This window comes from Companilactobacillus bobalius (genome assembly GCF_009764355.1).
In genome coordinates this window covers 366,196-380,737 of the sequence record NZ_LNUA01000031.1, presented here as the reverse complement: position 1 = coordinate 380,737, position 14,542 = coordinate 366,196, and the positions used below count along the sequence as shown (strand labels likewise).

Genomic DNA, 14,542 nt, shown 5'->3' with positions numbered 1-14,542 from the left:
ATAGATAAAATGTCTAAAGATTTGAAGACTTTTTTCTTGTTTTATAAAAATTGGTATATATTAAAAATGCTGTTATGTAAATATCAAATAATAAATGGTCTTATTTTTTTACTATTTTAAAAGTACGATTTATACTCTAGGCGTAAAAAAAGAATGTATCTTAATAATTCAATTCAATAGGTTAAATAAAACCGAAAGGAAATTAACCTATTGCCTTTTTTACAATAGTTTAAACGAGTTGTACAGATCAAAAATCTGACATACTCTTTCACTGGAGATGTCTAAAATGAAAAAATCACTTCTTTATATAACTTTAGTTGGATTGGTTTTAACATTTTTGCTTATCTTTATGCCTAGTGGACAAACAGTAAAAGCTGCAACGTCCTCGCAAGTTGGTTCAACCTCTACTATAACAACTACGAACCCTTCTACCAGTCAAACCAGTGAAACTTCATCTGATCCATTAATCACACCTAGATTTATTGAAGGTATCAGCGGATTAAATGGCGAAGATGCCAAAGTAACTGATATGAATGGTAATCCTATTGGACCCGACGATGATTTATATACATGGTTGAACTTCAATGTACACTATAATTGGAGTATTCCTGATGGTGTTAAAATCAATGCTGGCGATACATCTGATTTTGAGCTACCCAATGGAATAGTAGCTTCTGGTGATCTATCATTCCCTATCTACGATTCCAATGGTGTAGAAATTGGTACTGGCTCCATTAAAAATGGTGAAAGTACTGGTACTATTACATTTAACGATGCATTGTCCAATACTACACTCAACCGTAAAGGTACATTAAATCTCATTGCTAAAGGTACACAAACCAATAACAACAATGAAGGCGAAAATTGGATGTTTAATAAAGTTGGTTGGGTTGCTGGTTATGATCAAAACAATGTCCCTAACGAATTAACTTGGAATATTGCTTTTAACCCTAACGAAAACAACTTAAAGAACGTTGTCATCAAAGATACCCTTGGTCCTAACCAAGAGTATATCCCTGGTTCATTAACTGCCATTGGTGGTTCTTACCAAAATGGTGGCTTTGTTGGCAATGGTCAGCAACTATATCCAAATGTAGTCGTTAACGGAAATGTCGTTGAGATTAGCTTCCCTGGTAATGTTACAACAGCTGTTGATATTTACTATAGAGTCAAAGTTACACCTAATGCCGATGGTACTAACACCTGGACTAACCACGCAACAATGGGGTCAAGCGAAGGCGATTACTCTATCGACTCCAACACATCTTGGGGTGGTAGTGGTACCGGCAACGGTGAAGAAGTTGGAACGATTAAGCTTACTAAGACAGATGCTATCTCTGGAAAAGTTTTGGCTGGCGCTGAATACGAATTAAAAGATAGTACTGGCAAAGTTCTTATGTCCAATGTCACAACTGACGAAAATGGTGTTATCAATATTAAAAATCTACCACTTGGTACATATACTTTAACCGAAGTAAAAGCTCCTGATGGTTATGAATTGAATCCAACTCCAATCACAATCACTTTACCTTCTGATGGTTCATTGGATTTAAATATTTCCGAAACAGACGAACCATTCACTGGTAATGTTACATTGACAAAAGTCGATTCAGTCGTTAACAAGCTTTTACCAGGCGCCGTATATAATCTACTAGACGCTGACAAGAACGTTATTAAGAGCGATTTGACAACTAATGAAAGTGGTCAAATCAATGTTACCGGCCTACCAGTCGGAACATACTACTTTGTTGAAACAAAAGCCCCTGAAGGCTATGAATTAAATGATGAACCAATCGAATTCACTATCACAAAAGATGAAACAACAGATCTTGAAGCTAAGGATGTCGAGACTCCGACAGAACCTGAAAATCCTGTTAAGCCTCCAATCATCGTTCCTCCCGTTAAACCCGAAGAACCTGAAAATCCTGAAGAACCTGTGAACCCTGAAGAGCCTGAAAACCCTGAAGAACCGGAGAATCCTGGTACTACAGTCCCTCCTGTTAAACCTGAAGAACCCGAAAATCCTGGTACTACAGTCCCTCCCGTTAAACCCGAAGAACCTGAAATCCCAGGTACCTCTGAACCCGAAAATCCTGGAGCCATCACTCCTGCACCAAATCCTGACGAAGTTCTTCCACCAACCAACACTGACAACAGTGACAATGTTAGTGGAAATACATCTAATGTAACTTCTAACGGATCAGGGTCAGCAAACAGTCAGAAGAAATTCCCTCAAACTGGTAATGCTAGTGGTTTGTTCATGGCAGTTATCGGATCATTCTTAGCTTTGTTCTTAATCTTTAAACATTTGATCAAGAATCTATAATATTTTACATTAAAAGGCATGATTCCAATTATCTATTGGCGTCATGCTTTTTTTGCACACAAAAACCCCTTAAATACACAGATTTTTCAACTAAACCTGCACATCTAAGGGGTCATTTATTCACACACTAAATTAAAAATAAAAATAAAAATATAGTAACTATCAGAAGATCCGCACTTCCACCAAGACTAAGATTGTTTTTATTACAATATTCATTCATATCATCCAAAATTTTCTTACCTTCAGAATTACCACAACCGCCAACATTTAAAATATCTTTAGCATATTTTTGAATTCTCTCTAATGAATTAAGATCGCCACGTTTTACTACATTAGAATCATACGAATGAGAAACAATAACCATTAAAGTATTCAAAAACATACTGTTAAGATCAACATCAGTTTGTGATTTTAGATATGGTAAAGAATTATCGAAAACAGTCGGATACCCTTTCTCAGCTTCACCGCGAATACCAGTAACTCCATACTTGAGAAACATTTTTTCTCCATTGCTCAAGTTTTTCTTACTGTCCAAAGCCTTAAAATCATTCTCAACTAAACCTTGAAGCATCGCTTTTATAGTCGCTTGGATATTATCACGATCATAACCACACGCTGCCAATATTATACCTAAGGAAAAAATTGCTCCTTTATGGGTATTAATATTGTTCGTGGACTCAAACATTGCTTCTTCAGCCTTAATTCCAATCGGACGAATTGATTTGAACAAGTCACGCAAATCATTACCCTCAAAATCAATTCCAGCTTGCGCAAATTCTTCCAAATATGGATGTAACGATACAGCACTATCAATGAAAGTAAATACATTCATATCCAAATGAGTTGAGTTATCAACTGGATCAACTAATCCCGGTTTAGGGTGAACATTTACCTCATATAATAAAGCTTTCACTGCAGCATCTGCTAAGTATTTACTTGATTTCATAAAAGCTCCACATTTTTATTTATTAATTCACTAATATAGTTCTGCATTTCTTTAACACTATGCTTTCGACTACGAGCACACACTTTAGCAGGTTGATCACACATTATGCATTTACGTCCTACTTGGTGAAAATCTTGTCTGCTCACTGGATGAGGAACACCGTCATCCTCCGTCAAAACATCAATATCAAATAGTCTGCCTAGATTATCATTGTCTTCAAATTCAATAGCAGCTTGCTTTGAATCTTTAGCTGACCCATCAAGAATCAAAAAGGCCTCTGGACCAGTTGCTACATCCCATATCAACCGATAATCAACCTTTGATTCTTGCAAAAATCTTTTTAAACCGCGATAGAAAACTTGTATCAAATAAGCATTATTTTTAATTGGACCAGGTATGTTTAATTTGGCATTAATTAATGATTGATTGTTATTTAATTTTTTTAAAAGAATGAGCTGCTCTCTTACACGCATATCTCTACTCTTCAATATTTGGGTAATATCTTGTGGTATTCCTTTAGAAAAAACATCAACCATCTTTTTTACTCCTAATCTTTAACTTGATAAACGGTATCGATCAAACTACCATCACGATATTCAATCAAAGCAACTGGGCGATCAGTGAATTGTAGTTTTTCTGGTTTACCAACAATAGCTTCTGCACGTTTTTGTAGTTCTTCAATTGTATAAACTGGAACACCAGGAACATCTTTCAAAGCTTCAATTAAATCTTTTCTTCTAGGATTAATAGCAATACCTACTTCAGTTACTAATACATCAATACTATCACCAGGTGTAACAACAGTAGTTACGTCTGGTACGACTGTCGCAATTCTACCACGAACTAGTGGGGCAGAAATGATAGTCAATTTAGCGTTAGCTGCATCTTGATGTCCACCAATAGCACCACGTAGTACGCCATCTGATCCAGTCATAACATTAACATTGAATTTTGTATCGATTTCTAAGGCCGATAGGATACAAACATCCAATTGATTTACTGCAGCGCCCTTATTATAAGGATCGGCATACCATGAAGAATCAATTTCTTGTTGATTTTCATTATTAGCCATACTTGCGGCAGCACCCTTATCAAAGTCTTGAACATCAAGAATCTTATTAACTAAACCTTCCTCTAGCAAATCAACTGTTGGTTTAGTAATACCACCTAATGCAAATGATGCCTTGATATTCCTGTCAATCATTGATTCTCTTAGATAACGGCTAACAGCAAGGGCTGCACCACCAGAACCAGTTTGGAAACTAAATCCATCTTTGAAATATGGAGAATGTGTGATTACTTGGTTAACAGTCTTAGCAATTTTTAATTCCTTAGGATCTTTAGTGAATCTTGTAGCACCGGAACCGATCTTTTCTGGATCTCCGACTTTTGATACCTTAACGACATAATCAACTTGAGTTTGTTTAACACTTGCAGGTGTATTTGGATAAGGCATGATTGTATCAGTTAACAATACTACCTTATCAGCATATTTGGCATCCATAAGTGAATAACCCATTGAACCAAAGACAGCGTCACCTTTGATAGCATTAGCATTTCCGACAGCATCAGAATTAGGAACACCCAAGAAAGCAACATCTATTTTAATATCACCATTTTCGATTGAACGAGCACGGTTACCATGTGAGCGAAGAACAACTGGATCTTTCAAACCACCATGTGAAATGAAATCTCCCAAGCTACCACGCATACCTGATGAAGTTATATGAGTAACTGTTCCGGCTTTAATGGCCTTAATTACCATATCATTCATAACATTGGTCAAAGAACTTGGTGCTAATGTCAAATCCTTAAAACCTTCGTCAATAATTTCTTGCATAACCATGTTAAAGACAAAATCACCTTCACGGAAATGATGGTGGAAAGAAATTGTCATTCCATCTTTCAAACCAACTTTAGCGATAACATCTTTAATTGAATCAACTAACTTATCATTTCCTTGTGAAACTTTTACCTCGTGTGCTACATAAGTAGTTTCGGGATTACCGATTTCAGTTGTTTCAAATGGTTTATAATTTTTATCTTTTAAAATTTCATCGGGAATTTCACGATTTACTTTATTCAACATAAATATTGCCTTCCTTATCAACTAAGTGTGAAGCCTTGGCTAAGGCCATAGTTCTTTCTGCACGAGCAACAACTGGTTTATCAACCATCTTACCATGTAAGGAAATTACTCCTGAACCCTTCTTGTGAGCTTCTTCAATAGCATTTAGAACAGCTTTAGCATTTCTAATTTCCTTTTCACTTGGAGCATAGATAGCATTTACTAATGGTATTTGTCTTGGGTTAATAACTGACTTACCATCAAATCCTAATTCATGAATAATTTCTACTTCATGATTGAATCCTTCAGTGTTATCAACATCAGAATAAACTGTATCAAAGGCTGCAATCCCTGCTGCACGAGCACCATGAAGAATCATATTACGAGCAAATGATAGTTCTGCGCCATCGGGATATCTGTGTGTCTTCATATTTGTAACGTAATCTTCAGCACCAAGAGCAATACCGATCAAACGATCAGAAGCTTTAGCAATTGCAGGTGCATTCAAAACACCTTCAGCACTTTCAATAGCAGCCATCATATGTGTACGACCGTTTTCAATACCAAAGAACTTCTCTGCTTCAGCAATAACTTTTTCAGTTTCAACTACATCATCAGGTGTTTCAGTCTTAGGTAAACGAATAACTTGAACTCCAGCCTTTACCATTGCATAAATATCGGCTTTTCCCATATCTGTGTCCAAACCATTAATTCTGACAACAAGTTCAGAGTTACCATAATCTACATTCTTTAAGGCTTCAAAGACCAACATTCTAGCAGCATCTTTTTCTGCCAAAGAAACTGAATCTTCCAAATCAAACATTATTGAATCTGCTCCGTAAATACCGGCATCTTTAATCATAGCTGGGTTATTACCAGGAACAAACATCATAGTTCTTCTCAAACGTTCCATTATTCGAGTACCCCCCAATTTTGTTCATTCTGAGTATCAGTTGCACGTTGAATTGCAGCGATTAAGCGAGCTTTAATTGTACAATCCAAAGCACCTTTGTCAACAACGTGTACCTTAACATTGTTAATCTCATATTTAGCTAATAAGTCTGTAACTACCTTTTTGATCTGTTTTCCAAATTGTTTTTCAACTTGTGAATCAAGGTCAATACTGATTCCCTTACCCTCAGAAAGAGTAATTTGAACATCACTAGATTCAAGTGTACCTGCTAGTGCCGTATGTTTAATTTCCATTATTAATCCTCCTTAATAAATCCTTTAAATTCGTTTTTATAAAATCAAAAGTTGTTTCTGGAACATACTTTCTAATCGCTTCTAGATTTTCTTTACTAATAGCTTGGCGAACTTTAGTAGCACTGATAATATCGCCGCCAATCTCTTTACGCTTCAACACTTCTAATACAACTTCAGGTATTAAAATTTTCTTCAACGATTGATTATATATTTCAGTTGTAGGTGAATATGGTTCCTCTCCTACAAAACGTTTAGTAATATTTAATGCCTCTGCAATTCTTTTAAAAACTTGGGCATCTAATTCTGTTTGATAAGTAACTACATCGCTACGACTCTTTATAAAATATGATGGGAAAGTTACAAAACTAACCATATAATCGCCGCCGGCTACAACCACAACATTGTTTAAATCTTTAGTACCTGCTTTAACTAATTCAATACGTTCTGAAGTTTTAAATAAAGAAGCATTCTGACTAACTACGAAGACATAAACTACATCGCTCTTTTTCGATGCTTCTTCTATTAAATAACGATGTCCTAACGTAAAAGGATTAGCGTTCATAACAATTGCAGAAATATTATTTCCTGATACCTTAGGTAGTTCAGAAATATATTGAGTGATCGAGTAATCCCCAGTTTCTAAAAGCGTTGAGAAGCTACTTTTAGCTACCAGTTTGAATCCTAAATATTCAAAACTACTTTGGTACTGCGTCTTGGTAAAAACAAAAACATGAAATATGTTCTGACTAGCCAAATCACTAATTAAATATGAAACTAATTTATTAAAAACATTACCACCTTGATATTCCGGATCAATTGCCAAATACTTCAGAACATTATTAAAATAAGATCCTGTTGCAATCAGCTTATCTTCATCATAAATACCAATTGTTTCTGTAATATCATCTAAATTCTCAATGTACAGTCCCTCATTTTCAATCAACTTTTGCCATTGTTGATAATAGTAAGGGTCGTTTAAATCTATTTTTATCGTATCCAACATAATCTCCTAAGCGAAAAATCTCATAAGGAAAATTGAAAGTGTAACAGTAATTGCACCACCCAAACGAACTGCAACTTGAGCAAACGGCATCAAGTTCATACGATCACCAGCGGCCAGGATTGCTAGAGCACCTGTACCACCTTGACCAGAACAACATGATACGGCAATTGCTGTATCGACTGGATACATGCCTAATAATTTGGCACTAAAGAATGCAGCAAGAATAATGGCCGTAACTGTAACAAAGATTGTAAGTAGCATTGGTACATTTGTGAATACAGTTACCAATGACTTCCAAGGAGTCATAGCAACACCGACTCCGAATAGTAATAATGGAGAAATACCTTTAACTGTCAAACTGTATAGTGACTTTCCACCTTCTTGTACAGAATCTGGAATCCAACCTAACATTTTGGCAACCATTACTACGATCAATAATACGATAGGTGCTGGTAAATGAATCACACTGTTAACCCATACACCAAGCATGTACAAAGTAATGGCCAAGATACCTGATATCAACATCTTAGTAATATTAGCTGTATCAGATTTTGAAGAAAGACTACCTAATTCATCAGCACTATCATCGCTTTCAACTAGACGACCATTTCCAGTCAAACTTGGTTTCTTAACACCAATTTGTCTCAAGATACCCGCTTCAATAACTGCGACAAGACTACCTAACATAACACAAGGTAAAATTTGAGCAAAAATGTCTTGTTGACCCATTGAAATAATAGCCGCATAACCTAATGACAATGGCAAGGCACCTTCACCAACACCACCAGCCATAATAGGAGCAACAATGAAGAAATATGATTTATATGCTGAAAGTCCTAATAGCATTCCAAATCCCATACCAACTAGTGGTCCTACAACTTCACAAATCAAAAGAACTACGATAATACGCATACTGGCTTGGATCAAAGTCTTTCGATTCATAGCCGAAATACTTCCGACAATTAATAATGCAATAAAGACTGCTAGAAAATTATTGTTATTCATAAAATCAGTTACAATCTTGGTCGTGCTATTTGGTAACCAATCCATGTAAACAAGATAAGAGGGTAAGAAAGTGACAACCAACACCTTACCACCCAATGAATTCAAAATTGGAATATGCTTTCCTATTTCCTCAAGAATAAAAGAAAATAACGTCATGATACCAATGGCACCAATCATATCATTAGGCATTTGCTTAGTAATTGTTAACAACAGATATGTGACTAATAACAACAGATATAAAGGCATTGGTACAATTCCAATATTTAATCCCATAAACTTCTGAAAGATATTTTTATGTTGTGCATCATTAGGAATAGAGTTTGTTTCCATCTTATTCACCTTTTTTCACAAAATTTGTTATCGCATCAGATACTGTTTTTACTACGCCGTCATCAAAGACACCAGGAATAATTTTTTCAGCCTTAGGTGACTCAATCATTGAAGCTAACCCTTCTGCCACACTAGTTTCTACGTCAGAACTGAAATGTTTGACATGATTTTCAAGTAATCCCTTAAATAAACCTGGGAAAGCTAAGATGTTATTAACTTGGTTAGGATATTGTGAACTACCTGTAGCCACTACAACAGCACCAGCTTCTTTAGCATCGGCTGGATCAATTTCAGGTTTTGGATTAGCTAATGCGAATACAATTCCTTCATTCATTGATGAAACCATTGCTTTAGTTACTACATTTCCTACTGACAAACCGATAAATGCATCCGCACCATTCATTGCTTCAGCTAAATCTTTTGCCTCAGTCTTATAGTTGACCTTTTTATATAAATCATATTGATAGTCATTCAATGTTGTATCTTTACTGTTGATGACACCTTTTTGGTCAACTAGAACAATATTCTTTACACCACTATCAAATAACAATTCAGCTGTAGCTAATCCTGAAGCCCCAACTCCATTGACAACTACTTTCATATCTTTCAAATCTTTATGAACAACTTTTGCTGCATTGATCAAACCGGCCAAAACTACAATAGCTGTTCCTTCTTGATCGTCATGATAAACTGGAATATCAATTTTTTCAGCAAGTTTTTTTTCAATTTCAAAACACTTTGGTGCAGCAATATCTTCCAAATGAATTCCTGCAAAACTCTTACTTATATTAGCAACCGTTTGAACGAATTCATCGACATCAACTTGATCCAAGGCTAAAGGTATTGCATCAACATTAGCCAGCTTCTTATATAACAAAGCCTTACCCTCAATAACAGGTAATCCACCTTGAGGTCCAATATTTCCTAATCCTAGTACCGCTGAACCATCAGTTATAATTGCTACCAATTTACCACTGACAGTATATTCAGAAGCAAGACTGTGATCATTAGCAATAAGTTTACTAATTTCAGCAACTCCTGGAGTATAGGCCTCACCTAATTCTTCCTTAGTTGATACTGGTAATTCCCCATCAATTTCCAGAACTCCGGTATGCGCACTATGTAATTTTTTTATTAATTCACTATTCATAAGCTGCACCTCTTTTAAATTTTTAAAAAAATAACTTATTTATTAACATTTTTCAATTATCATATTACTCTTCGTTTTAAAATATGTAAATGATTTCACAAGAATTAAATTTTTAAAAAATTGCTATTAATTTACAATTAAGGTAATTTATATATATATCAAAGGAGATTCGATTATGGATCAAGAAAAAGACACTTCACTACTTGTCGATTTAGCTCAGGATTATTATCTTAGACATCTTAATCTGGGTGAAATCGCTAAAAAATATAATATTAGCCGTTATAAAATTTCAAAATACTTAAATGAAGCTATTGAAAAGAACATCGTTACAATTAATATCAATTCACCATTTGCTCGAAGCCACGATTTGGAAAACAAATTTAAACATTTTTTCCCCAATCTAAATTTTTACATTTTAAAAAATACAGAAGATATCGCTCATGAAGACGACCGTTTCTATTCCTTTGCGGCAAAATATTTACAGAATTTGATAAATGGAAAAAAGATTATTGGTCTTACTTGGGGAGATACGATTTATCACGTAATTGATTCATTCCAGTCCGTTCCCAAAGAAAACATGGTCTTTACACAGTTTGTTGGCGAAAATGGTAAACATAACTCTTTAGCTGGATCAATGCGTATGGTTCAAAAAGTTGCGGTTCGTTATAACGGTACATATCTGACCATTGATGCTCCACTATATATAGCCAACAAAGAGGTAAGACGTTTACTTGCCTTGGAACCAGCTATCCAACCAACTCTAGCAACGGCCCAACAATTAGATTTGATTTTTACTAGTGTAGGAACAATTGATTCGATTAATAGTGTCAACTCTTGGTATAATTCTGAAGACATTCTTTTTCCAAAAATTAATCCTAATTCAATTGCGGCCTTAGTTTATGGCCGCCCAATTGATAAAGATGGGAACTTATTAATCGATAACGAGCATGATAAGGTATTCGGTATTAGTTTCAAAAAGACTATGGAAGTTCCAACTCGAGTAGCAATCGTAAATGATAAATTTAAGTTCTTAGCCTTAAAAGCTGCTTTAAACGGTAATTACTTCACGGATGTTATTCTCAATGAACCTACAGCTAACAAGGTTTTAGCTGAATTAGAATAGCTAAATAAAGTATGTTTGTGCTTAATTTTCGATTACTTTATTAAAAATAAATGTTTTTAATACATGATCTTTCATCCTCAAAGCAAAAAAGGTGTTCATATCAGCCAAATTTTAATTGGTTAATATAAACACCTTTTTACTATCTAAATGTAAAACAAAAAAGAAATCCATTTGTACTATATAGAGTTAAAGAATTCAAGATGCCGCAGTTTTACTCAGCAGTAATTAGAACCAACGAACTAGTCGGTAGTAAAAAATCTGTGAGCCCTCAGTGGTGAAGTTTTACTTAACTTGCGTAGCAAGGTTAGTAAAAGACCGAGCTTCGAGATCCATAATTTCGCACAAAGTGTGAAATTATTAGCTTGAAGTCGTGTCCACCACGTTCCAGCGGCTCACAGATTTTTTGCGGACGACGCATATTTCAATTACATTAGTTGGTATCCAGTTACAACCAGGTTTGAACATGAAATATGCCTTGAAAACTTAATAGAGGCTGTTCTTTTATTCTTCAGTATATTCTAAAATATCGCCTGGTTGACATTGTAAAATCTGACAAATCTTTTCTAACGTTGAAAAAAGAATTGCCTTAGCACGATTATTCTTCAAGATAGAGATATTGGCCTGAGTAATCCCAACTTTGTCTGCCAATTCCATGACTGTCATTTTTCGTTTTAATAACATAATATCCAAATTAACATTTATCATATCGTCAAATCATTTTCATCTTTCATTTTAATAGAATTATCCAAGATTTGTTCCATCGTATAAACAAAAGTAGCTATGGCTAAAGGTAAAAATACAACTGCACCAACAATAATAATTAGTCCCGGCGCATCTCCATGGTCAGCTGTATAGTAAACAAACGGCATAATGCCTAACAAAATCACAAATTCAGCGATGAATAAATAACGAATCATTTTGACCGCATGTAAGGCAATTTTACTGAAGAAATCTCGCCGATCAATTAAAAAGAAAATTCTAAACAAATAATAACTAATGCCAAAGATTACTAAACAACCTAAGAATAGAGAACTAGCTGTTAAAGTTTGTAATCCAAAAGTTGAGCCCTCTTTAATAGACGAAATAGTTCCCATCGTTAAAGTAAAACAAAAAAATAAGACAAACAAATCGATAATAGCTGTAACTAACTTTAAAAGTACTGTTTTAATCTTCATGCCCAATCTCCCATCAATTATTAGGGGTATTTTAGCATTTTGCATATTGAAAAACAATATATTTATATTGATAATCGATATATATATATATATATTAAATAAAGCTTTTAATAAGTTGTGCCACCTTTTCACTATTAGCCTCACAAATAACATCTGCTTTTTTACCAAAATTCAACAGTGACGGCTTACTATTGATCCAAATACTCTGCTGAGCTTCACTTAACATTTCCAAATCATTGCGATCATTACCAAAGGCTACAAACTTATCAACTTGTAGATATTCTAAAGTATAAGCCTTATTAATATTCTGCGATGTAATATCAACCGTTCCCTCACCAGCTAAACCAATAGCGTTTAAAGTCGTCTTCTCCTTAATGAGAGTCATTAACTTTCCCTGCAAAGAGTCATCTAAATTAACAAAGATTGTTTTAATCGGTTCAACAATTTCTTCCAGAGCAACCTGTTTAGCTAAATTTTTGGGATCAATCATTTTTTCAATAAAACTTTCTTGAGTAATTCTAGATGAATAATTCCAACTACCATCGACTATATAATCTAACTGAAATTCATTAATCAACTCTTTTAAGAAATCATAGTACTCAAGGTCTATTTTGGAAATCACTCTAACCTTTTGATCTATTGAAATCATGGCACCATTAGCACCAATTAGTTTTTGATTCGTAAAGGTAGGAATCATTGGTAAAAGATCCCTAATCGGACGTGCTGAAGCAAAAATAACTTCATTCCCTGCCGCAATCAAATCGTCAATAGCGGAATTGATCACTGGAGCAATTGTTTCACCATCAAAACTCAAAGTTCCATCAACGTCAAAGATATATTTCATTAATTTTTCTCCTGATATTTATTTATCATAAAACCAATTACTAATCCAATTAGAGCTGGAATTACCCACCCCAAGCCTAATGAAGCCAGTGGTAAATAACTATTCCAATGTAATACATTTTGAATAAAACTAGAACCTTTCAAAGTTTCTGGTAGAGCATCAACTCCCGCAAACAACGATGGGATGACTGTAAATAAGGTTGTCAAACCAAAGATCCATCTCGATTCACCAATTAACGGTGTTAAAACTGCCACAATAATCAAAACAATAGCCAGAGGATAAAGGAACATCAAAACAGGTGTCGAATAATTGATCAATTTTGTTAAACCAATATTGGCAATCAAAAACGAAATCACGCCAACTACAATTAAAGTAATTTGATATTTGAATTTAGGAAACATCTCCTCAGCAGTTTCACCAAAGGCTGTTGTCAAACCAATTGAGGTTTTCAAACAAGCTATAATAGCAATCAAAGCCAACAACAAACTTCCAAAAGAACCGAAATAATAATTGAAGACTTGTGCCAGAGTTACGCCTCCATTAGAAGCTAATGGCAATTTAGCTACACTCATTGTTCCTATTAGTGCTAAGAAACCATAGATCACTCCCATAATTACTACGCTGATAAGACCAGATTTAATGGTATCTTTAGCAATTTGACCAGGATGAGTGATTCCTAATGATTTAATAGTATCAATTACGACAACGCCAAAAGCTAATGAAGCCAAAGCATCCATCGTATTGTATCCTTCAGTAAATCCAGTCAGAACTGGACTTGTCGCATACTGATTTTGTGGAACAGCCTGCAAATTACCCATCGGCTTCACAAAAGCTGTTACTATCAAAATTCCTAATAAAACTAGAAAAATCGGTGTTAACCACTTACCAACATAAGTCATCAATTTACTTGGTTTTCTTGATAATAACCACGTTACAAAGAAGAAAATAGCTGAAAAAATCAACAATACTAAACTCTGATGCCCTTTATCGACAAAGGGTGCGATTCCTAATTGAAATGAAATCGTCGCTAATCTCGGAATTGCGAACAACGGACCCATTGTCATATAAAGTAAAATTGTAAAAATATAAGCGAACGGACGATTAACTTTTCCCGCTAAATCAAAGACACTATTACTAGCTGTAATTCCCATACTGGCAACTCCTAGAAGAGGTAATCCTACTCCAGTAATTAGAAGACCAATAATGGCTAAACCAACATTGCTACCGGCTTGTTGACCAAGGAAGACTGGAAAAATCAGATTTCCAGCTCCAAAAAATAATCCAAATAACATTGAACCAATGAAGAATAAATTTCTCCAAGTTAATTTTGTTTTCATTTATTTCACTCTCTTAACTAAACTCATCT

14 protein-coding genes are annotated in these 14,542 nt (G+C 34.8%); 2 read left to right on the top strand and 12 right to left on the bottom strand.

Features of this window, described 5'->3' with window-relative positions; translation table 11 throughout:
- Positions 1–286: 286 nt before the first annotated feature.
- Complete coding sequence (locus tag ATN92_RS06320; protein WP_158106629.1) at positions 287–2,326, top strand: SpaA isopeptide-forming pilin-related protein; 2,040 nt, start codon at positions 287–289, stop codon at positions 2,324–2,326.
- A 127-nt stretch (positions 2,327–2,453) separates the two neighbouring features.
- Here the strand turns inward: ATN92_RS06320 and citG are convergent, their stop codons facing one another.
- The 8 genes from citG to ATN92_RS06280 are packed head-to-tail and all read right to left on the bottom strand — an operon-like array spanning position 2,454 to position 10,034.
- The gene (gene citG, locus ATN92_RS06315) at positions 2,454–3,272 is read right to left on the bottom strand and encodes a triphosphoribosyl-dephospho-CoA synthase CitG (RefSeq protein WP_056953816.1); all 819 of its coding nucleotides are present in this window, start codon (positions 3,270–3,272) and stop codon (positions 2,454–2,456) included.
- Positions 3,269–3,808 carry a citrate lyase holo-[acyl-carrier protein] synthase gene (citX, locus tag ATN92_RS06310; protein ID WP_056953814.1) on the bottom strand — a complete coding sequence of 180 codons (540 nt, stop codon included), beginning with the start codon at positions 3,806–3,808 and terminating at the stop codon, positions 3,269–3,271. The genes citG and citX overlap by 4 nt, the downstream gene beginning before the upstream one ends.
- Before the next feature lie 11 nt (positions 3,809–3,819).
- Positions 3,820–5,361: a citrate lyase subunit alpha gene (citF, locus tag ATN92_RS06305; protein ID WP_056953813.1), complete on the bottom strand. Its 1,542-nt coding sequence runs from the start codon at positions 5,359–5,361 to the stop codon at positions 3,820–3,822.
- Positions 5,351–6,253, bottom strand: a complete 903-nt coding sequence (gene citE, locus ATN92_RS06300; RefSeq protein WP_056953811.1) for a citrate (pro-3S)-lyase subunit beta — start codon at positions 6,251–6,253, stop codon at positions 5,351–5,353. The genes citF and citE overlap by 11 nt, the downstream gene beginning before the upstream one ends.
- Positions 6,253–6,546, bottom strand: a complete 294-nt coding sequence (gene citD, locus ATN92_RS06295) for a citrate lyase acyl carrier protein (RefSeq protein WP_056953809.1) — start codon at positions 6,544–6,546, stop codon at positions 6,253–6,255. Before citD ends, citE begins: the two co-directional genes overlap by 1 nt.
- Entirely contained in the window at positions 6,536–7,549 is a 1,014-nt protein-coding gene (citC, locus tag ATN92_RS06290) for a [citrate (pro-3S)-lyase] ligase (protein ID WP_056953807.1), read from the bottom strand. Before citC ends, citD begins: the two co-directional genes overlap by 11 nt.
- Before the next feature lie 6 nt (positions 7,550–7,555).
- Positions 7,556–8,842 carry a 2-hydroxycarboxylate transporter family protein gene (locus ATN92_RS06285; protein ID WP_373887553.1) on the bottom strand — a complete coding sequence of 429 codons (1,287 nt, stop codon included), beginning with the start codon at positions 8,840–8,842 and terminating at the stop codon, positions 7,556–7,558.
- Positions 8,843–8,885: 43 nt separating this feature from the next.
- Entirely contained in the window at positions 8,886–10,034 is a 1,149-nt protein-coding gene (locus tag ATN92_RS06280) for an NAD(P)-dependent malic enzyme (RefSeq protein WP_056953805.1), read from the bottom strand.
- Between the two features lie 175 nt (positions 10,035–10,209).
- Between ATN92_RS06280 and ATN92_RS06275 the strand changes: the two genes are divergently transcribed.
- On the top strand, positions 10,210–11,157 hold the full coding sequence (locus ATN92_RS06275; protein ID WP_056953802.1) for a sugar-binding transcriptional regulator: 948 nt from the start codon (positions 10,210–10,212) through the stop codon (positions 11,155–11,157).
- A 501-nt stretch (positions 11,158–11,658) separates the two neighbouring features.
- On the opposite strand, the gene ATN92_RS06270 is transcribed toward ATN92_RS06275, so the two are convergent.
- The 4 genes from ATN92_RS06270 to brnQ all read right to left on the bottom strand — a co-directional run bounded on the left by ATN92_RS06270 (position 11,659) and on the right by brnQ (position 14,513).
- Entirely contained in the window at positions 11,659–11,862 is a 204-nt protein-coding gene (locus tag ATN92_RS06270) for a helix-turn-helix domain-containing protein (protein ID WP_056953800.1), read from the bottom strand.
- Positions 11,859–12,332, bottom strand: a complete 474-nt coding sequence (locus ATN92_RS06265) for a DUF2975 domain-containing protein (protein ID WP_056953798.1) — start codon at positions 12,330–12,332, stop codon at positions 11,859–11,861. The genes ATN92_RS06270 and ATN92_RS06265 overlap by 4 nt, the downstream gene beginning before the upstream one ends.
- 94 nt (positions 12,333–12,426) lie before the next feature.
- Positions 12,427–13,176: an HAD-IIB family hydrolase gene (locus tag ATN92_RS06260; RefSeq protein WP_056953796.1), complete on the bottom strand. Its 750-nt coding sequence runs from the start codon at positions 13,174–13,176 to the stop codon at positions 12,427–12,429.
- Positions 13,176–14,513, bottom strand: coding sequence for a branched-chain amino acid transport system II carrier protein (brnQ, locus tag ATN92_RS06255; RefSeq protein ID WP_056953794.1), 1,338 nt, complete (start codon positions 14,511–14,513; stop codon positions 13,176–13,178). The genes ATN92_RS06260 and brnQ overlap by 1 nt, the downstream gene beginning before the upstream one ends.
- Between the last annotated feature and the right edge of the window lie 29 nt (positions 14,514–14,542).

Bases quoted from the DNA above. Each gene is read 5' to 3' on its own strand.
- ATN92_RS06320 (WP_158106629.1), top strand. From the start codon at position 287: ATGAAAAAATCACTTCTTTATATAACTTTAGTTGGATTGGTTTTAACA.
- citG (WP_056953816.1), bottom strand. From the start codon at position 3,272: ATGAAATCAAGTAAATACTTAGCAGATGCTGCAGTGAAAGCTTTATTA.
- citX (WP_056953814.1), bottom strand. From the start codon at position 3,808: ATGGTTGATGTTTTTTCTAAAGGAATACCACAAGATATTACCCAAATA.
- citF (WP_056953813.1), bottom strand. From the start codon at position 5,361: ATGTTGAATAAAGTAAATCGTGAAATTCCCGATGAAATTTTAAAAGAT.
- citE (WP_056953811.1), bottom strand. From the start codon at position 6,253: ATGGAACGTTTGAGAAGAACTATGATGTTTGTTCCTGGTAATAACCCA.
- citD (WP_056953809.1), bottom strand. From the start codon at position 6,546: ATGGAAATTAAACATACGGCACTAGCAGGTACACTTGAATCTAGTGAT.
- citC (WP_056953807.1), bottom strand. From the start codon at position 7,549: ATGTTGGATACGATAAAAATAGATTTAAACGACCCTTACTATTATCAA.
- ATN92_RS06280 (WP_056953805.1), bottom strand. From the start codon at position 10,034: ATGAATAGTGAATTAATAAAAAAATTACATAGTGCGCATACCGGAGTT.
- ATN92_RS06275 (WP_056953802.1), top strand. From the start codon at position 10,210: ATGGATCAAGAAAAAGACACTTCACTACTTGTCGATTTAGCTCAGGAT.
- ATN92_RS06270 (WP_056953800.1), bottom strand. From the start codon at position 11,862: ATGATAAATGTTAATTTGGATATTATGTTATTAAAACGAAAAATGACA.
- ATN92_RS06265 (WP_056953798.1), bottom strand. From the start codon at position 12,332: ATGAAGATTAAAACAGTACTTTTAAAGTTAGTTACAGCTATTATCGAT.
- ATN92_RS06260 (WP_056953796.1), bottom strand. From the start codon at position 13,176: ATGAAATATATCTTTGACGTTGATGGAACTTTGAGTTTTGATGGTGAA.
- brnQ (WP_056953794.1), bottom strand. From the start codon at position 14,513: ATGAAAACAAAATTAACTTGGAGAAATTTATTCTTCATTGGTTCAATG.